The 25,279-nt window shown below is 73.2% G+C and carries 22 protein-coding genes, 1 tRNA gene and 1 other RNA gene; 9 read left to right on the forward strand and 15 right to left on the reverse strand.

The genetic code is table 11. The annotated features are described in order from the left end of the window. Positions 1–12: 12 nt before the first annotated feature. Both BMX65_RS04465 and BMX65_RS04470 read left to right on the forward strand, forming a co-directional pair. Positions 13–639: a precorrin-8X methylmutase gene (locus BMX65_RS04465; RefSeq protein WP_074999241.1), complete on the forward strand. Its 627-nt coding sequence runs from the start codon at positions 13–15 to the stop codon at positions 637–639. Next, positions 636–2,423, forward strand: a complete 1,788-nt coding sequence (locus BMX65_RS04470) for a precorrin-2 C(20)-methyltransferase (protein ID WP_275435219.1) — start codon at positions 636–638, stop codon at positions 2,421–2,423. The genes BMX65_RS04465 and BMX65_RS04470 overlap by 4 nt, the downstream gene beginning before the upstream one ends. A gap of 59 nt (positions 2,424–2,482) precedes the next feature. Here the strand turns inward: BMX65_RS04470 and BMX65_RS04475 are convergent, their stop codons facing one another. From BMX65_RS04475 to BMX65_RS04485, 3 genes are all read right to left on the reverse strand, one after another. Next, positions 2,483–2,977, reverse strand: a complete 495-nt coding sequence (locus tag BMX65_RS04475; RefSeq protein WP_204357580.1) for a DMT family transporter — start codon at positions 2,975–2,977, stop codon at positions 2,483–2,485. Positions 2,978–3,098: 121 nt separating this feature from the next. Beyond that, positions 3,099–3,419, reverse strand: a complete 321-nt coding sequence (locus tag BMX65_RS04480) for a DMT family transporter (protein ID WP_074998846.1) — start codon at positions 3,417–3,419, stop codon at positions 3,099–3,101. Positions 3,420–3,583: 164 nt separating this feature from the next. Beyond that, entirely contained in the window at positions 3,584–4,180 is a 597-nt protein-coding gene (locus BMX65_RS04485; RefSeq protein ID WP_074998847.1) for a DsbA family oxidoreductase, read from the reverse strand. 113 nt (positions 4,181–4,293) lie between these two features. On the opposite strand from BMX65_RS04485, the gene BMX65_RS04490 reads away from it, so the two are divergent. Beyond that, positions 4,294–4,662: a MerR family transcriptional regulator gene (locus BMX65_RS04490; RefSeq protein WP_074998848.1), complete on the forward strand. Its 369-nt coding sequence runs from the start codon at positions 4,294–4,296 to the stop codon at positions 4,660–4,662. A 100-nt stretch (positions 4,663–4,762) separates the two neighbouring features. After that, complete coding sequence (locus BMX65_RS04495; protein WP_074998849.1) at positions 4,763–5,452, forward strand: aspartate/glutamate racemase family protein; 690 nt, start codon at positions 4,763–4,765, stop codon at positions 5,450–5,452. 95 nt (positions 5,453–5,547) lie between these two features. Here BMX65_RS04495 and BMX65_RS04500 read toward each other — a convergent pair whose 3' ends face one another. Further along, a complete protein-coding gene (locus tag BMX65_RS04500; RefSeq protein WP_074998850.1) occupies positions 5,548–6,294 on the reverse strand; it encodes a cobalt-precorrin-6A reductase in 747 nt (248 codons plus the stop codon). 17 nt (positions 6,295–6,311) lie between these two features. Between BMX65_RS04500 and BMX65_RS04505 the strand changes: the two genes are divergently transcribed. Next, positions 6,312–7,484 (forward strand): cobalt-precorrin-5B (C(1))-methyltransferase, encoded by a 1,173-nt coding sequence (locus BMX65_RS04505; RefSeq protein WP_074998851.1) that lies wholly within the window; start codon positions 6,312–6,314, stop codon positions 7,482–7,484. 58 nt (positions 7,485–7,542) lie between these two features. Here BMX65_RS04505 and cobM read toward each other — a convergent pair whose 3' ends face one another. Next, a complete protein-coding gene (gene cobM / locus BMX65_RS04510) occupies positions 7,543–8,292 on the reverse strand; it encodes a precorrin-4 C(11)-methyltransferase (protein WP_074998852.1) in 750 nt (249 codons plus the stop codon). Further along, positions 8,289–9,632 (reverse strand): precorrin-6y C5,15-methyltransferase (decarboxylating) subunit CbiE, encoded by a 1,344-nt coding sequence (gene cbiE, locus BMX65_RS04515; protein WP_074999244.1) that lies wholly within the window; start codon positions 9,630–9,632, stop codon positions 8,289–8,291. The genes cobM and cbiE overlap by 4 nt, the downstream gene beginning before the upstream one ends. A gap of 254 nt (positions 9,633–9,886) precedes the next feature. Here cbiE and BMX65_RS04520 point away from each other — a divergent pair, with 254 nt between their 5' ends. Beyond that, positions 9,887–11,728: a S9 family peptidase gene (locus tag BMX65_RS04520; protein ID WP_074998853.1), complete on the forward strand. Its 1,842-nt coding sequence runs from the start codon at positions 9,887–9,889 to the stop codon at positions 11,726–11,728. Here the strand turns inward: BMX65_RS04520 and BMX65_RS04525 are convergent. The 4 genes from BMX65_RS04525 to BMX65_RS04540 form a co-directional block, all read right to left on the reverse strand. Next, the gene (locus BMX65_RS04525) at positions 11,634–12,479 is read right to left on the reverse strand and encodes an SURF1 family protein (protein WP_074998854.1); all 846 of its coding nucleotides are present in this window, start codon (positions 12,477–12,479) and stop codon (positions 11,634–11,636) included. The two genes, BMX65_RS04520 and BMX65_RS04525, sit on opposite strands and share 95 nt — an antisense overlap. A gap of 122 nt (positions 12,480–12,601) precedes the next feature. Beyond that, positions 12,602–14,029, reverse strand: coding sequence for a hypothetical protein (locus BMX65_RS04530; RefSeq protein ID WP_079171694.1), 1,428 nt, complete (start codon positions 14,027–14,029; stop codon positions 12,602–12,604). Further along, positions 14,026–14,601, reverse strand: coding sequence for a SigE family RNA polymerase sigma factor (locus BMX65_RS04535; protein WP_063829223.1), 576 nt, complete (start codon positions 14,599–14,601; stop codon positions 14,026–14,028). Before BMX65_RS04535 ends, BMX65_RS04530 begins: the two co-directional genes overlap by 4 nt. 347 nt (positions 14,602–14,948) lie before the next feature. Beyond that, complete coding sequence (locus BMX65_RS04540; protein WP_019354760.1) at positions 14,949–16,229, reverse strand: aspartate kinase; 1,281 nt, start codon at positions 16,227–16,229, stop codon at positions 14,949–14,951. Positions 16,230–16,726: 497 nt separating this feature from the next. On the opposite strand from BMX65_RS04540, the gene BMX65_RS04545 reads away from it, so the two are divergent. After that, positions 16,727–17,548, forward strand: a complete 822-nt coding sequence (locus BMX65_RS04545; protein ID WP_079171695.1) for a VWA domain-containing protein — start codon at positions 16,727–16,729, stop codon at positions 17,546–17,548. 430 nt (positions 17,549–17,978) lie between these two features. Here the strand turns inward: BMX65_RS04545 and BMX65_RS04550 are convergent, their stop codons facing one another. From BMX65_RS04550 to ffs, 5 genes are all read right to left on the reverse strand, one after another. Then, positions 17,979–18,647 carry a DUF5063 domain-containing protein gene (locus BMX65_RS04550; RefSeq protein WP_074998856.1) on the reverse strand — a complete coding sequence of 223 codons (669 nt, stop codon included), beginning with the start codon at positions 18,645–18,647 and terminating at the stop codon, positions 17,979–17,981. 59 nt (positions 18,648–18,706) lie between these two features. Continuing rightward, positions 18,707–19,306, reverse strand: coding sequence for a recombination mediator RecR (gene recR / locus BMX65_RS04555; protein WP_074998857.1), 600 nt, complete (start codon positions 19,304–19,306; stop codon positions 18,707–18,709). A 406-nt stretch (positions 19,307–19,712) separates the two neighbouring features. After that, positions 19,713–20,048 (reverse strand): YbaB/EbfC family nucleoid-associated protein, encoded by a 336-nt coding sequence (locus tag BMX65_RS04560; RefSeq protein ID WP_074998858.1) that lies wholly within the window; start codon positions 20,046–20,048, stop codon positions 19,713–19,715. A 347-nt stretch (positions 20,049–20,395) separates the two neighbouring features. After that, positions 20,396–22,867 carry a DNA polymerase III subunit gamma and tau gene (locus BMX65_RS04565; protein ID WP_074998859.1) on the reverse strand — a complete coding sequence of 824 codons (2,472 nt, stop codon included), beginning with the start codon at positions 22,865–22,867 and terminating at the stop codon, positions 20,396–20,398. 66 nt (positions 22,868–22,933) lie between these two features. Then, an RNA gene (gene ffs / locus BMX65_RS04570) (signal recognition particle sRNA small type) lies at positions 22,934–23,028 on the reverse strand. A 120-nt stretch (positions 23,029–23,148) separates the two neighbouring features. Here ffs and BMX65_RS04575 point away from each other — a divergent pair. Next, positions 23,149–23,233, forward strand: a tRNA-Ser gene (locus BMX65_RS04575). Positions 23,234–23,927: 694 nt separating this feature from the next. Beyond that, positions 23,928–25,028: an acyltransferase family protein gene (locus tag BMX65_RS04580; protein ID WP_074998860.1), complete on the forward strand. Its 1,101-nt coding sequence runs from the start codon at positions 23,928–23,930 to the stop codon at positions 25,026–25,028. The last annotated feature ends 251 nt before the right edge of the window (positions 25,029–25,279 follow it).

A 25,279-nucleotide genomic window follows, 5' to 3' on the forward strand; every position in this document is an offset into this window, starting at 1 on the left:
AGCGAGAAGACAGTGTTCGAGTACGAGAAGGACGGCGCTGCCATCTACCGGCAGTCCTTTGCCACCATCCGCGCCGAGGCGGACCTGGCGGGGCTGCCCGCCGACGTCAGCCAGGTCGCGGTACGGATGATCCACGCGTGCGGCATGGTCGACCTCGTCCGGGACCTCGCCCACACCCCGCGGGTCGTCGCGGAGGCCCGCGCGGCCCTCCGTGCGGGCGCACCCGTCCTCTGCGACGTCGCCATGATCGCCAGCGGCGTCACCCGCAGGCGGCTCCCGGCCGACAACGAGGTGGTGTGCACGCTCTCCGACCCGGAGGTGCCCCGGCTCGCGGCCGAACTGGGGACGACGCGCACCGCGGCCGCCCTCGAACTGTGGCGGGACCGGCTGGAGGGCGCGGTCGTGGCGATCGGCAACGCGCCCACGGCGCTGTTCCGGCTGCTGGAGATGATCGAGGAGGGGGCGCCGCGGCCGGCTGCCGTGATCGGGGTGCCGGTCGGGTTCGTCGGGGCCGTGGAGTCCAAGCAGGCGCTGGCCGAGCACTCCTCCGGACTGGAGCACTTGATCGTCCACGGCCGCAGGGGTGGCAGCGCCATGGCCGTGTCCGCGCTCAACGCCATTGCGAGCGAGGAGGAATGAGTCAGGTGACCGGCAGCGCGGAGGAGGAGCAGGTGAACACCGTGTCCGACGATGCGGCAGCGCTCGACGCGGCGGCGAACGGCGGGAGCGGCACACCCACGAGCGGCACACCCGCGAACGGTGCAGCAGCGAACGGTGCAGCAGCGAGTGGCGGCCCGACAACCGGCGGCCCGGCAACCGGCGGCCCGACGACCGGCAACCCGGCAACCGGCGACCCGGCAACCGGCGGCCGCGCACCGGCCGAAGCCCGGACCCCGGGAGCTGCAGGAGCCGCGGAAGCCGGCGGCGGCGCCGGGCGGCTGATCGGCGTGGGGCTGGGGCCCGGCGACCCGTCGCTGATGACGGTGCGGGCGGTGGAGGCCATCGCGGAGGCGGACGTCGTCGCGTACCACAGCGCCCGGCACGGCCGGTCGATCGCGCGCTCCATCGCGGCGCGCCATCTGCGTGCCGACCACGTGGAGGAGGCGCTGGTCTACCCCGTCACCACCGAGTCCACCGACCACCCGGGCGGCTACCGGGGCGCGCTGGAGGACTTCTACGCGGAGGCGTCCGCGCGGCTGGCGGCGCACCTGGACGCGGGGCGGACGGTGGCCGTGCTCGCCGAGGGCGACCCGTTCTTCTACGGCTCGTACATGCACATGCACAAGCGGCTGGCGCACCGGTATCCGACCGAGGTCGTCCCCGGGGTCACTTCCGTGAGCGCGGCGGCCGCCCGGCTCGGCACTCCGCTGTCGGAGGCCGAGGAGGCGCTGACGGTACTGCCCGGCACGCTGCCCGAGGAGGAGCTGACCGCCCGGCTCGCCTCCAGCGACGCGGTGGCCGTGATGAAGCTGGGGCGTACGTTCCCCAAGGTGCGCCGGGCGCTGGAGCGGTCGGGGCGGCTGGCCGAGGCCCGCTACGTCGAGCGCGCCACCATGGAGGGCGAGCGCACCGGGCGGGTCGCGGACGTGGACCCGGACTCGGTGCCGTACTTCTCCGTGGCCGTGCTGCCGAGCAAGGTCGGGGCGACGGCCCGTGAGCGCGGCGAGGACGCCCCCGGCGAGGTCGTCGTCGTGGGGACCGGCCCCGCCGGGCCACTGTGGCTCACCCCCGAGACGCGCGGCGCGCTGGCCACCGCCGACGACGTGGTCGGCTACACGACCTACCTGGACCGGGTGCCACGGCGGGACGGCCAGCGGCGGCACGGCTCGGACAACCGGGTGGAGGCCGAGCGCGCGGAGTTCGCCCTGGAACTGGCTCGGCGCGGGCGGCGGGTGGCCGTCGTCTCGGGCGGGGACCCCGGCGTGTTCGCCATGGCGACGGCCGTGCTGGAGGCGGCAGAGCAGGACGCGTACGCGGACGTCCCGGTTCGGGTGCTGCCCGGGGTGACGGCCGCCAACGCGGCAGCGGCCCGCGTGGGGGCACCGCTGGGCCACGACTACGCCGTGCTCTCCCTCTCCGACCGCCTCAAGCCCTGGGAGGTCATCGCCGGCCGGCTGCGCGCCGCGGCGGCGGCGGACCTGGTGCTGGCCCTCTACAACCCCGGGTCCCGCAGCCGCACCTGGCAGGTCGGCAAGGCCCGCGAGGTACTGCTGGAGCACCGGGCGCCGGACACCCCCGTGGTGGTGGCCCGGGACGTCGGCGGGGACGGCGAGCGCATCCGCACCGTCCCGCTGGCCGAACTGGACCCGGACCAGGTGGACATGCGCACCCTGCTGCTCATCGGCTCCTCGCAGACCCGGACCTTCCGCGGAGCGGACGGCTCGGCGCGGGTGTGGACCCCGCGCCGGTATCCGGAGGTCTGAAACGGCCGCCGCCCGCTGCGGAGACAGCGGGCGGCGGCCCCGGGCCGGTGGGCTGCTGCTCACCGGTCCGGCCGGGCGGGCAGTTCGTCGGCCGGGGGGTGCTGGGGCCGGTCGGCGAGCTTGAGCCAGACCACCCCGGCGATGATCACGGTCAGCCACAGGGCCTTGGCCGGGGTGAGCGTCTCGTCGAAGAACGCGGGTCCGAGCAACGCCGCTCCGACAGCGCCGATACCGGCCCAGACCGCGTAGCCGATGCCGACGTCGAGGGTGCGCAGCGCGAGGCTCAGCGAGAAGAGCGTCAGCAGGAAGAAGACGACCGCGACGAGCGACCAGGACAGCACGGTGAAGCCGTGGCTCCCTCCCACGGCGAGCGCGTAGCCGACCTCGAACGCTCCGGCCAGGAGGAGCACGAGCCAGGCTCGCGCCCGGCCGCTGCGGGCGGCGGCGTCGCCCCCGCCGGTGGTGTCGTCGTGGCGGACGGTGTTGTTGCTGCCGAGGGTCTCTTTGCTGCCCAGGGTCTCGTTGTTGCGGACGGCGGCGGAGTGGTGGGACATGTGCGGGCCCTTCTCATGAATACGGGAACGGGTGAACGAGGCAACGGGGGAAGCGGCGGAACAGGGGACGGCGGACCGCGGGCGGGCCGGCTGACTGGCGGGCCGGCAGCGCGCCGGGCGGTCAGGCCGCTCCGCTGAGTTGCAGGCCGACAACGCCGACGATGACCGCGGCGATGCCGAGGAGCTTGCGCCAGTCCAGGCGCTGGCCGAACAGGAGGGCGCCGAGGACGACGATCCCGACGCCCGCGACGGAGGTCCAGATCGCGTAACCGGCGCCGACGTCGAAGGTCAGCAGCGCCAGGCTGAGGAGATAGGTGGCGATGCCGCCGCTGGCCAGGGTGACCGCGGTCCAGGCGGGCCGGGTGAAGCCCTGGGCCTTGCCGGCCGAGAGGGCGACGGTGATCTCGAAGACGACTGCGGCGCCGAGGTAGAGCCAGTGCATGAGGTGTCCTTGAAGGTCGAAAGGGTGAAAGAGCGCGAACGCGAAAGGGCATGAACGGATTCGGGGGGGGCGAGAAGGCGCGCGGGGTCAGGAGCGGGCGGTGGAAACGGAGTGCGGTTCGCGGTAGCGGGCCGGTAGGGCCCGGAGCCGGGCCGTCTCCGCGGTCATGCGGCGACCGCTTCCTGCAGTGCGCGGCGGATCACACTCTCGGAGGCGACGCCTTCGATGCGCCGGTCGCCGATGACGAGCGTGGGGACGACGGTGATCTCCAGCCGGGCCGACTCCGCCAGGGCCCGCCGGTGCCGCTCGGCGTACTCCGGGTCGTCGAGGGCCGCGGCGTAGCCGGTCGGGTCGAGTCCCGCCTCCGCGGCCAGCCGGACCAGGACCGCGTGGTCCCCGATGTCCAGATCGTCGCGGAAGAAGGCCGCCGGCACGCGGCGGTGGTAGGCCCCGGCCCGGCCGTGCTCCGCGGCGTACTGGGCGCCGCGGAAGGCCGACTCGGTGTAGGGCTGCGGCGAGACGGTCGGCAGCCGCATCGGCACCTGGTGGCGGCGTGCCATCGGATACACGGCTCGCTGCCAGATGTCGGGCAGATACGGGTCCTCCGGGCGGAGCGTGGCAGCCGGACGGGGGCGCAGTTCGTGGGGATGGTGGACGACCTCGACATCGGGCCGGCCGCGGACCGCCCGCTCGATCACCTCGTCGGCGATCAGGCAGAACGGGCAGACGTAGTCCGACCACAGATGGATCCGCGCGGTCATGACGACCTCCGATTCCCCTGGGCACCCCCGGTGGGTGCGGCTCCAGAAGCGTGGAACCTCACACCGGTGTCAACTGCAAGACTGGAGTCCGACGGACGGCCTCGGGAGGTCTCATGCGCATCGGTGAGCTGGCGGACGCCAGCGGCGTCAGCGCCAGGTCACTGCGGTACTACGAAGAGCACGGGCTCATCCGCTCCCAGCGCACGCCCGGCGGCTGGCGGGACTTCGACGCGTCCATGGTCGAGCGGGTGGTGATGATCCAGCACCTGTTCGCCGCCGGTCTGAGCAGCGCCACCGTCAACGAACTGCTGCCCTGCCTGGAGGCGCCGCTCGAGGAGCGCAACGGCGTCATGGAGCAGTTGCTCGCCCAGGAGGTCGAGCGGCTCCAGGACAAACGGCGCGACCTCGACCGCGAACTCGACACGCTCCAGGCGCTCCGCAGCGAGACCGCCGTGCCCGACGACGCCCAGCGACCCCAGTGACTCTGGTGACCCCAGTGACCCTGGTGACCCTGGTGACCCTGGTGACCCTGGTGACTCTGTGGAACGGTGCGGGACGGGACGAGGAAAGGCGGAGGCAGCGGTGCGAACCATCGGGCTGATCGGCGGCATGAGCTGGGAGTCGTCGGCGGAGTACTACCGGATGCTCAACGAACTCGCCAGGGACCGGAAGGGCGGGCTGCACTCCGCGCGACTGGTGCTGTACTCCGTCGACTTCGCCGAGATCGAGGTGCTGCAGGAGCAGGGGCGCTGGGACGAGGCGGGCGGCATTCTCGCGGCCGCCGCCCGGGCCCTGGAGGCGGCGGGCGCCGATCTGCTGGTGCTGTGCACGAACACCATGCACAGGGTCGCCGAGCACATCGAGGAGGCCGTGGAGGTGCCGCTGCTGCACCTGGCCGATGCGACGGCGGACGCGGTGCGGGCGGCGGGGTTGCGGCGCGTCGGCCTGCTGGGGACCGCGTTCACCATGGAGCAGGACTTCTACCGGGGACGGCTGGCGGCCGGCGGGCTGTCGGTGCTGGTCCCCGACCCCGCCGACCGGGAACTGGTGCACCGCGTGATCTACGAGGAACTGTGCCGGGGAACCGTGCTGGACGCGTCCCGCGCCGCATACCGGCGCGTCATCGGCAAGCTGGTGGCGGACGGGGCGGAAGGCATCGTGCTGGGGTGCACGGAGATCGAGTTGCTCATCGGGCCGCAGGACAGTCCGGTGCCCGTCTTCCCCGCCGCCCGGCTGCACGCGGAGGCCGCTTTCGAAGCGGCGGACCGGTGACCCGCGCGGCACGACGGCTGCCCGCCGAGCGGTCGGCCTGAAGGGCGGCGCGGGCGGTCGGGCAGGCCGGTGCCGGCACCGGCCGCCGGTGCCGGTCACCGGCCGCGGAGTGCCTCGGCCGCCTCCTCGGGGCTCGTCACCTCCCGCACTCCCGGCGGGACCGGCGGGCGGCGGACGACCACGACGGGCAGCCCCGCCTCCCGCGCCGCCGCGAGCTTGGGCGCGGTGGCCGCACCGCCGCTGTCCTTGGTCACCAGCACCTCGATGCGGTGGCTGCGCAGCAGCTCGCGCTCGTCGTCCAGCGCGAACGGGCCCCGGGAGAGCAGCAGCTCCATCCGGGCGGGAACGGGCGTGCCCGGTTCCGGAGGGTCGACCGAGCGGGAGAGGAACCACAGCCCGGCGCTCGCGGGCCCGGCGAACGCGGCCAGTCCCAGGCGTCCGGTCGTCAGGAAGATCCGCCGTCCCAGCCGCGGCAGCAGCCGCGCTGCCTCCGGCAGGGAGTCCGCCAGGTGCCAGTTGTCCCCCGCACCGGGCACCCAGCCGGGGCGGCGGAGGGCGAGCAGGGGAACATGGGCTCCGGCGGCGGCTTCGGCAGCATGGAAACTGATCTTCTCGGCGAAGGGATGGGTGGCATCGATGAGAACGTCCACATGGTGTGTACGCAGCCATTCCGCCAGCCCCGACACGCCTCCGAAGCCGCCGACCCGCACCTCCCCCACCGGCAGCCGGGGGCCGGCGACGCGTCCGGCCAGCGAACTGGTGACCCGGAGGCCGGGGGCGTCCTCCAGCAGTTCCGCCAGGCGGCGGCCTTCCGTCGTCCCGCCGAGGATCAGTACGTGCACGGGATCCGGTTCCTCTCATGTCTGAGGCGCACGAGCCCGCGGCGAGCGGGGCCGCGGCGGACGAGGCCGAGGGCGGGCGCGTTGCCCAACTCAAGCACACCGGGCTGCGGCCCGGCTGGACGACCGGTGCCTGTGCGACGGCGGCCACGACCGCCGCGTACACCGCGCTGCTGACCGGCGACTTCCCCGATCCGGTGACGATCACCCTGCCCAAGGGCCAGACCCCCGCCTTCGCCCTCGCGTACGAACATCTCCAGCCGGGCACCGCGGCCACGGCCGCGGTGGTGAAGGACGCGGGCGACGACCCCGACGTCACCCACGGCGCCCTGGTGCGGGCCACCGTGCGCCCCCTCGCGCCGGGTACGGGTGTCGTGTTCCGGGCCGGAGACGGTGTGGGCACCGTCACCCGCCCCGGCCTGCCGCTCGACGTGGGCGAGCCGGCCATCAATCCGGTGCCGCGGCAGATGATGCGCGAGCACGTCGCCCGCGTGGCGGACGAGCACGTCGGCACCGGTGCCGGTGCCGGTGCCGACGTGGAGATCACCCTGTCCGTCGACAACGGCGCGGAGATCGCCCGCTCCACGTGGAACCCGCGGCTGGGGATCCTCGGCGGGCTGTCGATCCTGGGGACGACCGGCGTCGTCGTCCCCTACTCGTGCTCCGCGTGGATCGACTCGATCCGGCGCGGGGTGGACGTGGCCCGTGCCGCGGGGCGGACGCATGTGGCCGGCTGCACGGGGTCGACCTCGGAGCGGACCGTCGTCGCCGAGTACGGGCTCCCGGAGGACGCGCTGCTGGACATGGGGGATTTCGCGGGCGCCGTCCTCAAGTACGTACGCCGCCACCCCGTGGACCGGCTCACCGTCTGCGGCGGCTTCGCCAAGCTGTCCAAGCTGGCGGCCGGGCACCTGGACCTGCACTCCAAGCGCTCCCAGGTCGACAAGGGCTTCCTCGCCGGCCTGGCCAGGACCGGCGGCGCCGACGAGGAACTGGCGGACCGGATCCGGGCGGCCAACACCGGTCTCGCCGCGCTCCAGTTGTGCACCGCGGCGCACGTGCCGCTCGGCGACCTCGTCGCCGAGGCAGCCCGCGACGAGGCACTCGCCGTCCTGCGCGGGGCCCCCGTGCGGGTGGACGTCGTCTGCATCGACCGCGCGGGGACGGTCGTCGGGCGCAGCAGCGTGCGCTGAACCTCCCCGTGGGTTCGCGAGCGCACCGGGAACCCCGTCAGACGTGCCCCGCACGCCCTCAGCAGGTGTGGCGGTCGCGTTCCGCGGAGTAGAGGTGGCTGTCGCGGAAGTGCTCGGCGGCGAGGGTGCGGCCGACCAGGATGACGGCCGTCCGGCTGAGCCCCGCCGCCTTCACCTGCTCCGCGATCTCCTCCAGGGTGCCCCGCAGCACGACCTCGTCGGGGCGGCTGGCGAACGCGACGACGGCTGCCGGGCAGTCGCCCCCGTAGTGCGGGAGGAGTTCGGCGACCACCTCGTCCACGTACCGCACCGCGAGGTGCAGCACGAGCAGTGCGCCGCTGCGGCCCAGCGTGGCCAGGTCCTCGCCGTCCGGCATGGGGGTGGCCTGCCGGGCGACCCGGGTCAGCACGACGGTCTGGCCGACAGTCGGCACCGTCAGCTCCCGCTTCAGCGCGGCGGCCGCCGCCGCGAACGCGGGGACGCCCGGTACGACCTCGTACGGCACCCCCGCAGCCGTCAGCCGCCGCATCTGCTCGGCGACGGCGCTGAAGACGGACGGGTCGCCCGAGTGCAGCCGCGCCACGTCGTGCCCCTCCCGGTGTGCGCGGACCAGCTCTTCGGTGATGGCATCCAGGTCGAGCTGCGCGGTGTCGACCAGCCGCGCGTCGGGCGGGCACTCGGCGAGCAGTTCCCGGGGCACCAGGCTGCCCGCGTACAGGCAGACCCGGCAGGCGGCCAGCGTCCGGGCGCCGCGCACCGTGATCAGGTCGGCGGCGCCGGGTCCGGCGCCGATGAAGTACACCGTCATCTCTCGTCTCCCCATGCGTCTTCGGGTCCCCGTGCGTCTTCGGGTCCCCGTGCGTCTTCGGGCCCCCACGCGTCTTCGGGCGGCTCGCCCGTCCCGTCGGCGGCGCCCTTGCACACCGCCCACTGGGTCACCGGCATCGCCTGCCGCCAGCCGGTGAACCCTCCCACCGGCACCCCGTGCGCCACCGAGAGCCGTACCAGTTCACCGCCGTATCTGCGGTACCAGCGCACCAGCAGCGCCTCCGACTCCAGCGTGACGGTGTTGGCGACCAGCCGTCCGCCCGCCGGCAGCGCCGCCCAGCAGGCGGCCAGCAGGCCGGGCGCCGTCAGCCCGCCGCCGACGAACACCGCGTCCGGCGTGGGCAGTCCGGACAGTGCCTCCGGTGCCGTGCCGGTGACCACCCGCAGCCCCGGCACCCCGAGCCGGTCGGCGTTGCGCGTGATCCGCGCGGCACGCTCGCCGCTGCGTTCCACGGTCACCGCCCGGCAGGCCGGATGGGCCCGCAGCCACTCCACCGCGATCGACCCGGCGCCGCCTCCCACGTCCCACAGGAGTTCGCCGGGGGCTGGCGCCAGCGCGGCCAGCGTCGCGGCCCGCACATGGCGCTTGGTGAGCTGCCCGTCGTGCTCGTACGCGGCGTCCGGCAGCCCGGGTACGGCACCCGGCCGCACCAGGCCGGCGTCCGGGTCGGCCGCACAGACCACGGCGACGATGTTCAGCGGGTCGCCCGGCGGGTGCCGCCAGTCCTGTGCCGTCCCCTCGCAGGAACGCTCACGCGGGCCGCCGAGCTGCTCCAGCACCCGTATCCGGCTCGGCCCGAAGCCGTGCTCGCGCAGCAGTTCCGCGACCCGGGCCGGGGTGTCGGCCCCGGCGCTGAGCACCAGCAGCCGCCGCCCGTCGTGGAGCGCGGCGGCGATCCGGGCGAGCGGCCGGCCGACCACGCTGACCACCTCGCACTCCTCCAGCGCCCAGCCGAGCCGCGCGCACGCGTAGCTCGCGGAGGAGGGGTGCGGCAGCGCCCGGAGGGACAGCTCCGGCAGCAGCTCGGCCAGGGTGCGGCCGATGCCGTAGTAGTACGGGTCACCGCTGGCCAGCACCGCTATCCGGCGCCCCGCGTGCGCCGCGAACAGCCCCGGCACGGCGGGCCGCAGCGGGGACGGCCACGCCACCCGCTCCGCGGCGCACTCCCCGGCGGGCAGCAGAGCGAGTTGCCGGGCGCCCCCGAAGATCACCTCGGCGGCACGGAGCGCCTCCCGGGCGGGTTCGGCCAGCCCCGGCCAGCCGTCGGCTCCGACACCGACGACCGTCGCCTCGGGCGGGACGGCGGCGGACGGGGACATCGCAGACACGTCGGAGATCGCAGCCACCTTCACCTCGGAGATCGCATCTCACCTTGGAGATCGCACAGCTCTCGAACAGGGACGGCTCGAACTGTACTGTTCGGGCCCTCGCGCTCCCACCGCCGGTCCCCGCACCACCCGTCCGCCCGTCCGCCCGTCCGCCCGTCCGCCCGTCCGCCCGTCCGCCCGTCCGTCCACCCGTCCCGGTACACCGGCCCGCCCCGGTGCCACCGCCCCGGTCCACAATGGGGCGCATGGATCAGAACGCACTGCCCGACCACGCCATGCCCGACTGGGAGAAGCGGTTCAGGGCGCCGCGCGTCTCACTGCCCGAGTGGGCCGAGGACGCACCCGCCCGGTCGCTGTTCGTGTCGAACGCGACGGGCACGTTCGAGCTGTACGCCTGGGACCGGACGACCGGCGAGCAGCGGCAGGTGACCGACCGGCCCAACGGGACCACGGACGGCACCCTTTCGCCCGACGGTGAGTGGATCTGGTGGTTCTCGGACACCGACGGCGACGAGTTCGGGGTCTGGATGCGGCAGCCCTTCGGCGGCGGCCCCGACGCCCGCGCCGTCGAGGGGCTCGACCCCTCCTACCCGGCGGGCCTGGCGCTCGGCCGGGACGGCACCGTGGTGCTCGGCCGCTCCACGGACGAGGACGGCTCCACCGTCCATGTGCTGCGCCCCGGCTCGCCCGCGCCCGTCGAGATCTACCGGCACAGCGAGTCGGCGGGCGTGGGCGACCTCTCGCACGACAGCAGCCTGCTGGTGATCGAGCACACCGAGCACGGTGACGCCATGCACGCGGCGCTCCGCGTCGTACGCCCCGACGGCTCGACCGTCGCGGAGCTGGACGACAGCGAGGGCGGCACCGAGGAACTGGGGCTGACCGTGCTCGGCTTCGCCCCGGTCGACGGCGACCCCCGGCTCCTGATCGGCCACCAGCGGCACGGCCGGTGGGAGCCGATGCTCTGGGACCCGGTCGCGGGCACGACCACGGAACTGGAGCTGGACCTGCCCGGCGACGTCGCCGCCGACTGGTATCCGGACGCCTCGGCGCTGCTGATCGCCCACAGCCACCAGGCCCGCGACGAGCTCTTCCGCTACGACCTGGCGAGCGGCACGCGCACCCGGATCGAGACGCCCGCCGGGTCCGTCATGGGCGTGACGGCGCGGCCGGACGGCGCCGTGGAGTACCTGTGGTCGTCCGCCGCCGAGCCGCCCCAGGTACGCTCCGCGAGCGGCGCCACCGTGCTCGACCCGCCCGGCATGACGGCTCCGGGCTCGGTGCCCGTCGAGGACGCCTGGGTCGAGGGCCCCGGCGGGACCGTGCACGCGCTGGTGCAGAAGCCGGCCGGCAAGGGCCCCTTCCCCACCGTCTTCGAGGTGCACGGCGGCCCCACCCACCACGACAGCGACGCCTTCGCCGGGCAGCCCGCCGCCTGGGTCGACCACGGCTTCGCCGTCGTGCGGGTCAACTACCGCGGCTCCACCGGATACGGCCGCGCCTGGACGGACGCCCTCAAGCACCGGGTCGGCCTGATCGAGCTGGAGGACATCGACGCCGTCCGCGCCTGGGCCGTCGGCTCCGGTCTCGCCGATCCGGACCGGCTGGTGCTGGCGGGCGGATCCTGGGGCGGCTACCTCACCCTCCTCGGGCTCGGCGTCCAGCCGGAGGTGTGGGCGCTGGGGCTGGCCGCGGTGCCCGTCGCGGACTATGTCACCGCCTACCACGACGAGATGGAGGCGCTGAAGTCCCTGGACCGCACCCTGCTCGGCGGAACGCCGGAGGAGGTGCCCGAGCGGTTCGAGGCGTCCTCCCCGCTGACGTACGTCGACAAGGTGCGCGCGCCCGTCTATCTCTCGGCCGGGGTCAACGACCCCCGCTGCCCGATCCGGCAGGTCGAGAACTACGTCACCAGGCTCGAGGAGCGCGGCCACCCGCACGAGGTGTACCGCTACGACGCGGGGCACGGCTCCCTCGTCGTGGAGGAGCGGATCAAGCAGATCCGGCTGGAGATCGACTTCGCGTTGCGGCATCTTCCGCGGACGGACACGGAAGGCCGGCATCCGCTTCCGGACCGTCCGGCGTGAGCCCCAGCGCGGCGTCCGCAGCCGTCTCCGCCTCCCGGCGGAAGAAGCGGAACCACATGAACACCACGAACCCGGCGAACACGAACCACTGCGCCGTGTAGCCCAGGTTCTGGAACGCCTTCATGTCGAGGCCGGTGTTGTCGGGCGCAACCGGCGGCACCGGCCTCAGCGGCCGCTGGGTGTGCTGCTCGGTGATCCAGGCGTCCCGCACGCCGTACGGGACGACGTTGACGAGCGGCGCTGCGCTCACGAACCCCAGCTGCCCCTCCGGCAGCGCGCCCGGAGTACCGGCGTCGTGCTGCGACTCCGGCGCCTGGAGCACTCCCGTGACGGTGACCTCCCCCTCGGGCGCCGCGGGCACCCGGTGCGGATCGGCCGTGCCGGGCAGCCAGCCGCGCACCACCGGCAGGGCCTTGCCGCCGCCCTCGGGGCGCAGCAGGGACAGCACGTAGAAGCCGCGCTTCTCCTCGACCGTCCGGTCGGGGACGAGCAGCGGGTGCGCCGTGTCGAACCGGCCCGTCACCGCGGCCGTGCGGCCCACCGTGTCCTGGGTCACCGGAAGCAGTTCCCGCAGCGGCCGCGCCTCGGCGCGCGCCTCCGCGCTCGACTGCTCGCGCTGCTCCTGGTGCCGGTCGACACGGTCGTCGAAGCGGCTGAGCTGCCAACTGCCCATCAGGACGCAGACCGGAATCGCCACCAGGGCGAAGAGGTTGATCGCCCACCATCGCGGCGTCAGCAGGAACCGGTACACACTCCCACAGTACGGCCACACACCACCGCCGCTGCCAGGAGGTCCCGGTCGCGCCACTCCAGGCGCGTGCCCCCTCGCGGAGCTGCCGGTGGGGCCCGGCCCGCGAGGACTGCGCGGCCGGGTCAGGTCTGCGGGATCACGCCCGTGCGGTAGACCGTTCCGCTGCCGCACGCCCCGGACACCTTCGTGCCCGCGGCGGGGGCGCCGCCCTCCGGAGTGTGGGAAACCACGACCGCGGCGTCGCCGCCACCCGAGTCGCCGCCACCGGCGTCGCCCTCGCCGGGCGTCCCGGTGCTGCCGCCGGAACTCTCCCCGCCGCCGTCCGCGGAGCCGTCGCCGCTCCCGGTGCCGGGGCCGGCCGTCTCGCCGTCGTTGCGGCCGCCCTGCGGGGTGGGCGAACTGCACCCGCCGCTGGGCACCCAGGCGAACTTCACCACGTACGCCTGGCCGGGCCGCAGCACGACCTCGTCCCGCGCGGCGGCCGGATCGCCGAGGCCCGGCGCCGGGTCACCCGCGGTGTGGTCGACGACCAGGACCTGTCCGCCGCCGGCCCGGCCCTGCACGGAGGCGCCGACCAGCCCTTCGCCCTGGACCGTGCAGGCGTCGCCGGAGACGTTGGCGACCCGGAAGCTGCCGTAGACGGTGCCCTTGCTGTCGGGCGCTCCGGACTCCGCGGAGCCCCCGCCGAGCTGGTTGCTGCCGCAGGTGGGTGCGCTGGCGCTGAGGCTCTCGTTGGGGTCGGCGCTGTCGCCGGGGCCGCCGGTGGGCGCCGGGTGGGTTCTCCCGTCACCCTTGTGCTTCTTGTCCTTGTCCTTGTCCTTGCCGCCGTCCCGGTCCTCCTCGCCCTTGCCGCCGCTCCCGGCGGCACCGGCGTCGGGGCCGCGGGTCTGGCCGTGGACGCTGCCCGCCGTCACGGGGTGGTCGTCCCCGCCGACGCCGGGTACGCCGCCGTAGACGAGCGCGGGCACACCGACGAGGGCCACGAGGGCCGCGGCCACGCCGCCGACCATCGCCTGGCGGCGGTGCGCACGCCGCGCGGGGACCGCCCGCTGGAGGTGGTCGAGCGTGCGGTCGAAGCTCTCGGCGGGCGGTTCGATGCCGCGGACGCTGTGCTGCAGGAGGTCCCGGAGGGTCTCCTCCTCGGAGCTGAGTGCGGACTCGTCGAACAGGTCGAGCGACATCTCCTCGGGAGCGCCGGACTCCTGTGCCGCGCCGGACTCCCGTGTCGAGCCGGACTCCTGTGCCGCGCCGGACTCCCGCGTGGGACCTGCCGCCGCGGCGGCAGCGCCCTCCCCCGCCGCGGGGTACCGGTCCGCGGACTCTTCCGCGCCGTCCGACCCCGTGCCCGGGCCCGCGCCCGGGCCCGCGCCGCCGGGCGGCATCGCCCGCTCGCGCGGCTCGCCCGGTTCACGAGAGCCCTGTGCTTCCGGAGAGTCCTGCGCCTCAGGCGGGCCCTGCGGTTCGGGCGAGCCCTGCGCCTCAGGAGTGCCCTGCGCTTCATGCGGCCCGCGCGGCTCCTCGCCGTCGGGGAGACCCAGTCCGTCACTCATGACGCCGCCTCCATGGCGGTACGCAGCGCGGCGATCCCGCGCGACCCGTAAGCCTTCACGGATCCCAGGGAGAGACCCAGCACCTCGGCCACCTGAGCCTCGGTCATATCGGCGAAATACCGCAGCACCAGCACTTCACGCTGGCGCCGCTGCAGGCCGCGCATCGCCTTGATCAACTGATCCCGTTCGAGCTGTTCGTACGCCCCCTCCTCGGCGCTCGCCATGTCGGGCATCGGCTTGGAGAGCAGCTTGAGCCCGAGGATGCGGCGGCGCAGCGCGGAGCGGGACAGGTTCACGACCGTCTGCCTGAGGTAGGCGAGGGTCTTCTCGGGGTCGCGCACGCGCTTGCGCGCCGAGTGGACGCGGATGAACGCCTCCTGGACGACGTCCTCGCACGAGGCGGTGTCGTCGAGCAGGAGCGCCGCGAGCCCGAGCAGGGACTTGTAGTGGGCGCGGTAGGTCTCGGTCAGGTGATCGACTGTGGTGCCATGTGCCATCGCCTCGTCAGCGTCCCCATGCTGTGTGAGCGGACGCGAAGGGCGCGCGGCGGGCCACGGCGCGATCACAGACATGCCTCCCGCCACTGGTAGCCCTCCAGCACCAGCGCTGGGGCGACCAGGGGCCGTTGCGATTCCGAGTACCTCTGCCACGCCTGTTTGACACGTTTCCCCCCGTCAGGGTTGTACGCGACAGGCACTGTGCGCGAAAACACACCACATGCCGTCATACACACATCTCTCAGTCTCCGTGAACGCCCCGTGTCTCCCAGGCCCTCGACCGCGCTCCCCGTGCGCGTCAGGCTCCAGGGACACAAAGACGCTCCCCGCCTGCCTGCCGGTTGCAGGGGCGGGGAGCGCCATTGTCCGTCAGTGCGCACCACCGTGGCCAGTGGGTCCGGCTGACCGGCGGAAAGCGCCGGTCAGCGGCCGGTGCCGCCGTAGACCACGGCCTCGTCGGTGTCGCTGTCCAGTCCGAAGGCGGAGTGGACGGCGCGGACCGCGTCCTGCACGGCCTCTTCGCGGGTGACGACCGAGATGCGGATCTCCGAGGTGGAGATCAGCTCGATGTTGACCTCGGCGTCGGACAGCGCCTCGAAGAAGGTCGCCGTCACGCCCGGGTTGGTCTTCATGCCCGCACCGACGAGGGAGATCTTCGCGATCTGGTCGTCGTAGCGCAGCGAGTCGAAGCCGACCGTGCCCTGCACCTTCTCCAGCGCGGCGATGGCCTTCTTGCCCTCGGACTTGGGCAGCGTGAAGGAGATGTCGGTGAGCCCGGTGGAGGCGGCGGAGACGTTCTGGACCACCATGTCGAGGTTGATCTCGGCGGCCGCGACCGCGCGGAAGAGCGCGGCGGCCTCGCCCGGCTTGTCCGGCACCCCGACGACCGTGACCTTGGCCTCGGACGTGTCGTGCGCCACACCCGAGATGATCGCCTGCTCCATCGACTCTTCCCCTTGCCCGTCCGGCTGCTCGTTCGTGACCCACGTACCCCTCAGGCCGGAGAAGGACGACCGCACGTGGATCGGGATGTTGTAGCGGCGCGCGTACTCGACGCAGCGGTGCAGCAGCACCTTGGAGCCGGACGACGCCAGCTCCAGCATGTCCTCGAAGGAGATCCGGTCGATCTTCCGCGCCTTCTTCACCACGCGCGGGTCGGCGGTGAAGACACCGTCGACGTCGGTGTAGATCTCGCAGACCTCGGCATTGAGCGCCGCGGCCAGCGCGACCGCGGTGGTGTCCGAACCGCCTCGGCCCAGGGTGGTGATGTCCTTGCTGTCCTGCGAGACGCCCTGGAATCCGGCGACGATCGCGATGTTGCCCTCGTCGACCGAATCCTTGATCCGGCCGGGGGTGACGTCGATGATCCGCGCCTTGTTGTGCGCGGAGTCGGTGATCAGACCCGCCTGGCTGCCGGTGAACGACTGCGCCTCGTGACCGAGGGATTTGATCGCCATCGCCAGCAGGGCCATGGAGATCCGCTCTCCTGCGGTCAGCAGCATGTCGAACTCGCGGCCGGAGGCGACCGGAGACACCTCTGAGGCAAGATCGATCAGCTCGTCCGTCGTGTCACCCATCGCCGAGACCACGACGACAACCTGGTTGCCGTTCTTCTTGGCTTCGACGATCCGCTTGGCAACGCGCTTGATGCCTTCGGCATCGGCAACGGAGGAGCCGCCGTACTTCTGCACGACAAGGCCCACGTGTGCTCGCTCCTCGAATCATTTCCCGGGACCCCGGCGCTCCGTGCGACGCTGCCCGGAAGGATGGGATCCGCTGGTCGGCTCAGTGTATCGACCGGACGGAACCCGGTCCCGTCCGCGGAGGCCCCTGCCCACCAGGGCCGAAATGACACGGAAACGTGAGTCTGTTCACGATCCCCCGCGGCGCACCCCGGACGAAGGACCCCACTCCGGCATATCGTGCCGTATCAGCCTCTTTCTGGCTTTCCCTTTATTCGGTTCTCCCGCTTTTCCGCTTTGCCGCACTCGGCCGCCGCGTACTCCGTACTGTGCCGGACAGCGGCCCGGCGGAGTGCCGACGGAGGGCCGAGGGTCGGTGGGGCACGACCGTGAGCTGGCGGAACGGGACCGGTCCGGCTCCCGACCGCCCCGGGGCTCGGGGCGCGGCCCCCGCCGCCCGGCCGGACCCGCTGCGGTACGAGAAGCGGGGACGAGGGACGAGGAGCGAGGAGGCCCACATGGCCATCGACTACGTGAAGCGGACACCGGGGCAGTCGGGACAGTCGGGACAGTCGAGCCGGCCGGGACAGCACGCGGCGGGTGCGAACCCCGCCGGGAGAGGGCCGGCGGTCGACCTGCGGAAGGTCACCGCGCGGGCTCCCGGACTGGTGAACCTGTACAAGACCGCCCGCCGCTCCCTGGAGAGCGCCGGACTGGAGGGCCAGCGGGCCGCGGTCTACCTGGTGCTCGACCGTTCCGGAAGCATGCGGCCCTACTACAAGGACGGCACGGTCCAGCACCTCGCCGAGCAGACGCTGGGGCTGTCCGCGAACCTCGACGACGACGGCGTCGTGCCGGTCGTCTTCTTCTCCACCGAGGTGGACGGCACGGCCGAGGTCGGTCTGGACGCCTACGAGGACCGCATCGGCGCCCTGCACGACAGCCTCGGCCACATGGGCCGGACCAACTACCACGTGGCCATGCAGGCGGTCATCGACCACTACACCGCCTCGGGCGCCACCGACCCCGGCCTGGTGATCTTCCAGACGGACGGCGGTCCGACCTCCCGCGCCGCCGCCGAGCACGTACTGTGCACGGCGGCACGGCTGCCGCTGTTCTGGCAGTTCGTCGGCTTCGGCGATCCGGACAGCAAGCAGTTCGACTTCCTGCGCATGCTCGACGACCTCCCGGTCCCGGCCAAGCGCATGGTGGACAACGCCGGGTTCTTCCCGGCAGGCCGGGCGCCCCTCACCCTCTCGGACGACGCCCTCTACCAGAGCCTGCTGAGCGAATTCCCGTCCTGGCTCACCGCGGCGCGGCAGGCCGGAATCCTGGGGTGAGGGAGGGGGACGGCGCCGGGAACCGGTTCAGGGGCCGGTGAGGGCGGCGGCGGGACCGACCGAACCATTGCCTCCCGAACCGTTGTCCCCCGCGGCTCAGTGGACGTAGTCCTTCAGCTTCTCCGTGGCGAGGCCGGGCCGGCCGTGGCCGGATGGGTGGTCGGCCCGCGGCCAGGCCGCCGCGTACCAGGGCCGCCCAGCGGCGGACGTCCTCGCCGGGCAGGCCGTCGCGCGGTGGGGCGGGTTCGGCTCGGCAGGTGCGGCAGAGACCGCCGCGCAGGGATTCGGGGCTTCCGGGCCGGCCGCAGTCGGTGCACTCCGGGCGGGGTCGCGGCGCGCAGCAGCCGACAGCCGCCACGACGTACCCGCCCCGGGACTGCCGGACGGCGTACCGCCCGAGGACCGGCGACCGGCCGCGGCCCCCGGGCGGCTACGCCTCGCTCTGCCGCATTCCCAGCGGGCCGCCGATCTCGGCGGCCATCACGGCACCGGCCTCGGCCTCCAGCGAGCCGTCCTCGTCCGCGGCGTTGCTGTCGGTGTCCAGTCCGTCGAGCTCGTCGAGCGGCTTGTCCAGCCGGACGTGCGCCACCAGCGACTGCAGGGCGCGCAGCGATGCCGAAGCGGTCGGCCCCCAGTTCGAGAGATAGGAGAACTGCCACCACCACAGCGCTTCGCTCACCCGGCCCGCACGGTAGTGGGCCATGCCGTGCCGCAGGTCGGTGAGGACGTCCGAGAGATCGTCGGAGATCCGGCACGCGACCGGCGCGGAGCGCGGCACATACGGGTCGAAGACCTCGGAGTAGACGTCGACCGGATTCAGCAGCGCCGCGAGCCGCTCGCGCAGCTCGTCCACGTCCGGCTCCGGGCCCACGTCCGGCTCGTACCGCTCGTCCGGGAGGAAGTCCTCGTGCGCGCCCAGCCGCCCGCCCGCGAGGAGCAGCTGCGAGACCTCCAGCAGGAGATAGGGGACCGCGCTGTCCGGATCGTCGCCCTTGGCGACTTCGGTGACAGCGACCACGAAGCTCTCGATCTGGTCGCTGATCTGCACGGCGAAGTCGTCGGGACTGTTCTTGATGGAGTTCAGCGTCGCATCAGACATCGGGCAACCTCTCCCCTGTGGGCTCTTCGTGGCCCTGGCTCGCACAGCCTCGCACGGGCTCACACATCCAGGAGCCGCCTTCCTTCGAAGGCCCGCCCCAGCGTGACCTCGTCCGCGTACTCCAGGTCTCCCCCGACGGGGAGCCCGCTCGCCAGCCGCGTCACCTTCAACCCCATGGCGGAGACCATCCGCGCGAGATACGTGGCCGTCGCCTCGCCCTCCAGGTTGGGATCCGTGGCGAGGATCAGCTCGGTGACCGTCCCGTCGGCGAGGCGGGAGAGCAGCTCCCTGATCCGCAGGTCGTCGGGGCCGACCCCCTCGATGGGGCTGATCGCGCCGCCCAGCACGTGGTACCGCCCCCGGAACTCGCGGGTGCGCTCGATCGCCACGACGTCCTTGGGCTCCTCGACCACGCAGATGACCGACGCGTCACGGCGCGGATCGGCACAGACCCGGCACTGCTCCTCCTGCGCGACGTTGCCGCACACCGCGCAGAACCTGACCTTCTCCTTGACCTCGGTCAGCGCACCGGCGAGCCGGCGTACGTCGGCGGGCTCGGCCTGCAGGATGTGGAAAGCGATCCGCTGCGCGCTCTTGGGACCGACGCCGGGCAGTCTGCCCAGTTCGTCGATCAGGTCCTGGACCACGCCTTCGTACACGGATGGCTCCCGCCTGCTCTCTGTTCGTCCTCTGAGTACGTTAGTGGTCCGTACGGGCCACCACTAGCCGCTGACCGGGAGCCGACCGCCGACTGAACGGCCGTTCGACCTCCGGCTCCGCCCCCTGTTGTCCGGGCCGGCGTACCCGGCCCGGGACCGCACTGAGCGCCGCAGGACCGAGGACTCGCCCGAACCCGGCAGGGTGTCGCCCGAGCCGGCCGAACCGGCCGGTCGCTTCCCGCCGGCCGATTCCCGCCGGCCGGCCGTCCCGGGCCGGTCCGGTGGGAATCCGCCGTACCGGCGGGAACCGGCCGGACCGACGTTCACCGACGTACCCGGAGTACCGGCAGTACCGACCGAACGGGCAGTACCTGCCGCACCGACCGAACCGGCCGGACGGGTCGCTTCAGAACGGCAGGCCGGGCATTCCGCCCATGCCCTGCGCGAGCGGGCCGAGCTTCTGCTGCTGGAGCTCGGCAGCGGCGCCGTTCGCGTCGCGGACGGCGGCGAGCACCATGTCCGCGAGGGTCTCGGTGTCCTCAGGGTCCACCGCCTTCGGGTCGATGACCAGCCCCTGGAGCTCACCGGAACCGTTGACGGTCGCCTTGACCAGGCCGCCGCCCGCCGAGCCCTCGACGGAGGTTTCGGCCAGCTCCTGCTGCGCCGCGGCCAGATCCTGCTGCATCTTCTGCGCCTGCTGCAGCAACTGCTGCATGTCAGGCTGCCCACCACCGGGAATCACGATTGCTCCTGGCTCACTAGACGCCTCTTCAACGCCCCGAGCCTACGTGCTCAGCCCTGGACCGGCCGCCCCTCCCCGGACCTTCTCCGACCCTTCACCGGCCGGGCGGCCCGGCGGACGCACCGCCCCCGCCCGCGGCACGCCGCTTCCTGCATGGCCGAGGGGGCGCGGCACCGATCGGCCAGGAGGGCGAGAAGTGCGACGCCGGAGGCGACAACCGCACCGCAGGGACACCGCACCGCAGGGACACCGCACCGCAGGGACACCGCACCGCAGGGACACCGCACCGCGCGGGCACTGCGCGGCCCGGGCACTGCGCGGTGGCCCGGCGAGGCACCACCCGGCTGTCAGTCGTGCCGGAGTTCCTCCAGGACCGTCGCTCCGAGCTCCCGGACGATGAGGTCGTGCCCGGAGAGCGCGGACTCGTCCAGGTCGGGGTCGTCCTCGGCGGGCATGTCCTCCTCCGGCACATAGCCGGACGGAGCGGATGCCGCACGCGGTGCCTCCGGAGCCGGTGCGGACGCCTGGGAGGGGACCGCTCCGGATTCGGCCGCCGAGGCCGTCGCGTGCTGCCCCGTCCCGCCGGGCGCACTCGACGCGGACGCGGCAGGCCCCGAAGCCGCGGCGCCGGGCGCGGAGGGCGCCGCCGACCACTGCTGGGGCGGCGCCGGGGCGGGAGCGGGCGCCGCCATCGCGCTCCGCGTACCGGCAGCGCCGCCTCCCGTCGTCCCGGACCCCGCGCCGTACCCGGAGCCCGGCCCGCTAGGGCCCCCGGCACCACCGCCGCCGCCCGACGGATCGACGATGGCCTCGACCTGCCACTGCACGCCCAGCGCGTCGCCGAGCGCCTGCCGCAGCACCTCGTCACTGCCGCCATTGGCGAAGCTGTCGCGGGCGCCCGCGTTCGGGAAGCCGACCTGGAGGGTCTTGCCGTCGAAGCCGACGATCTGCGCGTTCTGGCTGAGCAGGATCCAGGTGAAGCGCCGCCGGTTCTTGACGGCCTCCAGGATCTGCGGCCACATCTGCCGGATCTGTGCGGCGTCGCCGCCGCCCGGCGCGGGCCCGCCCGCGGGCGCGGAGCCCGCGGGGCCGGTCGGCGCGGACGCGGGCGGACCGGTCCGGTCCGGAGCCGCGGGAGTCGGCGCTGAAGCTGCGGGCGCGGAGTCGGTCGGCGCGGACGCCGCCGAGCCGCCGCTCGACGGACCTGCCGTACCGGGCCAGGCGCCGGGGCGCCGCGCGGGCTCCCCCGTACCGCCACCGCCGGGCGCTCCGCCACCGCCGCCGGGTCCGGTTCCGCCCGGCCAGGCACCGGGCCGCCGCGCGGGCTCCGCGGGCGGCTGCTCCGCGGGGCCGGCTCCGTCCGCACCACCGGAAGGGCCGGGGGCGCCCGTGGCGGGCGGCCCCGCGGGAACGGCGTCGGGATGGCCCTCGACCGCTCCGGCACCGGCCGCGGGAGCGGCAGCGCCGACACCGGAGGCACCGGCCCCGGAAGCTGCGTACCCCGGCGCTGCACCCGAAGCGGCCCCGGGACCACCGGCACCGGGGGCACCGGCACCCGGACCACCGCCGGCACCAGGCGCCCCCGCACCGGGTGCGGGGGCACCGGGACCACCGGCACCAGCACCAGCACCGGCACCAGGAGCGCTCAGCGCAGCCGCCGCGGCGCCGCGCTCCAGCCGGTCCAGCCGGGCCTGCACCGAACGCTCGTCCCCGTACGTGGCGGGCAGCAGCACGCGCGCGCAGATCAGTTCGAGCTGCAGCCGGGGGGAGGTCGCCCCCCGCATCTCCGTCAGCCCCGTGTTGACGATGTCCGCCGCGCGGCTCAGCTCGGCCGCGCCGAAGACGGACGCCTGGGCCTGCATCCGCTCGACCACGTCCCCGGGCGCGTCGATCAGCGTCTTCTCGACGGCGTCCGGCACCGCGGCCAGGATCACCAGGTCCCGCAGCCGCTCCAGCAGGTCGGTGACGAACCGGCGCGGGTCGTGCCCGCCCTCGATGACGCGGTCGACGATCTCGAACGCCCGCGCCCCGTCACCGGCGGCGAACGCGTCCACGACGTCGTCCAGCAGCGCGCTGTCCGTGTAGCCGAGCAGCGAGGTCGCCATGGCATATGTCACACCGTCCTCACCCGCACCGGCGAGAAGCTGGTCCATCACCGACATCGAGTCCCGCACCGAGCCGGCGCCCGCCCGTACGGCCAGCGGCAGCACCGCGTCCTCGACGGAGATCTGCTCGCGACCGCACACCTCGTCCAGGTAGTCACGGAGCGTGCCGGGCGGGACGAGGCGGAACGGATAGTGGTGCGTACGCGAACGGATGGTCCCGATGACCTTCTCGGGCTCCGTCGTCGCGAAGATGAACTTCAGATGCTCGGGCGGCTCCTCGACGACCTTCAGCAGCGCGTTGAACCCCGCGGGGGTCACCATGTGCGCCTCGTCGACGATGTAGATCTTGTAGCGGCTCGAGGCGGGGCCGAAGAACGCCTTCTCCCGCAGCTCGCGGGCATCGTCCACACCACCGTGCGAGGCGGCGTCGATCTCGATGACGTCGATCGACCCGGGCCCGTTCCGCGCCAGGTCACGGCACGACTGGCACTCCCCGCAAGGGGAGGGCGTGGGGCCCTGCTCGCAGTTCAGGCACCGGGCCAGGATGCGCGCACTGGTCGTCTTGCCGCAGCCGCGCGGGCCGCTGAAGAGGTACGCGTGGTTGACCCGGTTGTTGCGCAGCGCCTGCTGCAGCGGGTCGGTCACATGCTGTTGCCCGATGACCTCGGCGAAGGTCTCGGGGCGATAGCGGCGGTACAGGGCGAGGGACGACACACCCCCGACGATATAGGCCGACACCGACAAGTGGCCCACGCCGCGGCAACCCCGGAACCCGGGCACGCAAACGCCCCCCACGCACCCGCCAGAGCCGACCTACCCTTGCTGCCTTCCGGCCCTGGGGGAGTTCAGTCAGATAGCGCCACGTGAGGGGCTGCCGCCACACTACCCGATCCCCCGCCTCCCGTTCGACCTCCTGCCCCGCCACCCCACCCCCCGGATCCGTGATCGGAATCCGAGTTCGCGAGCACCCCTCATGGTCTTGTACAGTCTGCGGCGGAGGATTCGCCTAGTGGCCTAGGGCGCACGCTTGGAAAGCGTGTTGGGGGCAACCCCTCACGAGTTCGAATCTCGTATCCTCCGCCCAGCCTCACCGGGCTGAACGTAGGGCCCCACCGCCTCGGCGGTGGGGCCCTACGTAGTTCCCGGCCTCGAAAAGGGATCGGGACCGCCTGCAGGAGCCGGCCGACTCCGCAGGAGGAGCGCGGGGCCGTCACCGAGGGCGAGCGCGCGAAGCGGCGCCGGCGGACCTGGAGGGCCTCGACACGGAGCACGCGCGGCGCCGGACTGCTCGCCGTCAGCGCTCTCCGGCAGAGAGGACAGGTCAGCGTCTTCATCTCGGAGTGGACGACCTGGAGAGCTCCGGCCGAACACGATTGCCCTCAGGAAGGTGTGACCACCCCGATCTCAGCGGTCGTCGTCGAGGCCGTGACGGGGCCGAGTGAGGGATTCAGCCGACTTCACCTCGCGTCGCCCGGCCTCACCAGCGGGGCCAACGATGGAAAAGAGGAGAAGAGAAGGAAGCAGAGGAAGCAGAGGAAGCAGAGGAGCGGACGGCTGCGCAGAGGCCGGACCGATCCAGGTGGCGTCTCACGGCCCCAGCCGGGCGGCAGCGCGAGGGGAGCACGAGGGCACGGACATATCCACCGAACCGTTCCCGGTGCCCTCCCGGCTGTGTGCTTACACAGACTTGACCGCTATCGTGCTCATAATGTTGCAGGCTGGTTATACGCGAACACCGCTGCCCTCCGCCCGCCCGGCACCCCTCGCTTCGCCGGTGGAGAGACCGTCAGCGCTACCTGCATCCGCGAAGACCGGCCGCCCGTCCGGCCGCCGCGACCCGTTTCTGGACAACGCGAAGTACCTCACCATCGTGCTGGTGGGGGCCGGGCACCTGTGGGCACCCATGCAGGGCGACAGCCGCGCCGCCGGCGCCCTGTACGCCACGGTCTACGCCTTCCACATGCCGGCCTTCATCATCATCTCCGGCTATCTCTCCCGGAGTTACGAGGGCACCCCACGCCAGATCGTGCGACTGGTGACGGGCGTTCTGGTGCCGTATCTGGCGTTCCAGACGGTCTACACGCTCTTCATGCGGTGGCTCGACGACCCGCAGCGGGAGTTCCACTACCAGGAGCCGGGGTTCGCGCTCTGGTTCCTCGTCGCCCTGTTCGTGTGGCGACTGACCACGCCGGTGTGGAAGAACCTGCGCTGGCCGGTACCGGTGGCGCTGGCGATCGCCGTCGGGGCGAGTGTCACGCCGAGCGTCGGCAACGACCTGGATCTGATGCGCATCGCGCAGTTCCTGCCCTTCTTCGTACTGGGGCTGCAACTGCGGCCGGAGCACTTCGCACTCGTGCAGCAGCGTGCGGCCCGCCGGCTCGCGGTGCCGGTGGTGGCCTGTGCACTGCTGCTGGCCTACTGGGCGGTGCCACGCATGTCCTCGGGCTGGTTCCTGCGGGAGAAGTCGGCGGAGGAGATGGGGGTTCCTGCCTGGGTCGGCGCGACCATGGTCCTGGCCGTCTTCGGCTGCGGCCTGGTGCTGACAGCGTGCTTCCTGGCCTGGGTTCCGCGTCGGCACCTGTGGTTCACCACGCTGGGCGCGGGCACGCTGTACGCCTACCTGCTGCACGTGTATCCGATCCAGCTCTCCCGCGAACTGGACTGGTACAGCCTGGACTGGGTGGGTCATCCGGCGGGCCGTGTCGCCCTGACGGTGCTCGTCGCAGCGATGATGACGCTGCTGTGCACGTCTCCGGTGCGCAAGCTGTTCCGTCCGCTGATGGAACCGGACATGCCCTGGTTCTTCCGGGGTGACCGGCGGACAGGGGGCGGGACGCACGGCGAGCGGCAGCGGCGGGGCCGCCCGGCAGGCTGATCGGTTCGCCGTGCCGTCAACGGCAGGTCGACGACAGGCGCGGCCGGTGACGCAGTCGTCCCGCTGCCCACGCCCGTTGCTCTCCTCAGGTCGAGGCCGCCGGGTCTCTGCAACGGCGCGACGGGCGGCGGGAACACCGGCATCGGTGGCGACTTGAAAACTACAGTGGTGTAGAAGCCTGACGTAGCGTGGAGCCTGCGGCGGATACGCCCCGTGGCCGGGGCGGGACTGCCCGCACTCAAGCGTCGGCA

It is taken from the genome of Streptomyces qinglanensis (assembly GCF_900111245.1).
Lineage (GTDB): Bacteria > Actinomycetota > Actinomycetes > Streptomycetales > Streptomycetaceae > Streptomyces > Streptomyces qinglanensis.

Bases quoted from the DNA above. Each gene is read 5' to 3' on its own strand.
- BMX65_RS04530 (WP_079171694.1), bottom strand. From the start codon at position 14,029: ATGAGTGACGGACTGGGTCTCCCCGACGGCGAGGAGCCGCGCGGGCCG.
- BMX65_RS04520 (WP_074998853.1), top strand. From the start codon at position 9,887: ATGGATCAGAACGCACTGCCCGACCACGCCATGCCCGACTGGGAGAAG.
- cobM (WP_074998852.1), bottom strand. From the start codon at position 8,292: ATGACGGTGTACTTCATCGGCGCCGGACCCGGCGCCGCCGACCTGATC.
- BMX65_RS04475 (WP_204357580.1), bottom strand. From the start codon at position 2,977: ATGTCCCACCACTCCGCCGCCGTCCGCAACAACGAGACCCTGGGCAGC.
- cbiE (WP_074999244.1), bottom strand. From the start codon at position 9,632: ATGTCCCCGTCCGCCGCCGTCCCGCCCGAGGCGACGGTCGTCGGTGTC.
- BMX65_RS04485 (WP_074998847.1), bottom strand. From the start codon at position 4,180: ATGACCGCGCGGATCCATCTGTGGTCGGACTACGTCTGCCCGTTCTGC.
- BMX65_RS04505 (WP_074998851.1), top strand. From the start codon at position 6,312: ATGTCTGAGGCGCACGAGCCCGCGGCGAGCGGGGCCGCGGCGGACGAG.
- BMX65_RS04535 (WP_063829223.1), bottom strand. From the start codon at position 14,601: ATGTCTGTGATCGCGCCGTGGCCCGCCGCGCGCCCTTCGCGTCCGCTC.
- BMX65_RS04470 (WP_275435219.1), top strand. From the start codon at position 636: ATGAGTCAGGTGACCGGCAGCGCGGAGGAGGAGCAGGTGAACACCGTG.
- BMX65_RS04480 (WP_074998846.1), bottom strand. From the start codon at position 3,419: ATGCACTGGCTCTACCTCGGCGCCGCAGTCGTCTTCGAGATCACCGTC.
- BMX65_RS04545 (WP_079171695.1), top strand. From the start codon at position 16,727: ATGGCCATCGACTACGTGAAGCGGACACCGGGGCAGTCGGGACAGTCG.
- BMX65_RS04490 (WP_074998848.1), top strand. From the start codon at position 4,294: ATGCGCATCGGTGAGCTGGCGGACGCCAGCGGCGTCAGCGCCAGGTCA.
- BMX65_RS04550 (WP_074998856.1), bottom strand. From the start codon at position 18,647: ATGTCTGATGCGACGCTGAACTCCATCAAGAACAGTCCCGACGACTTC.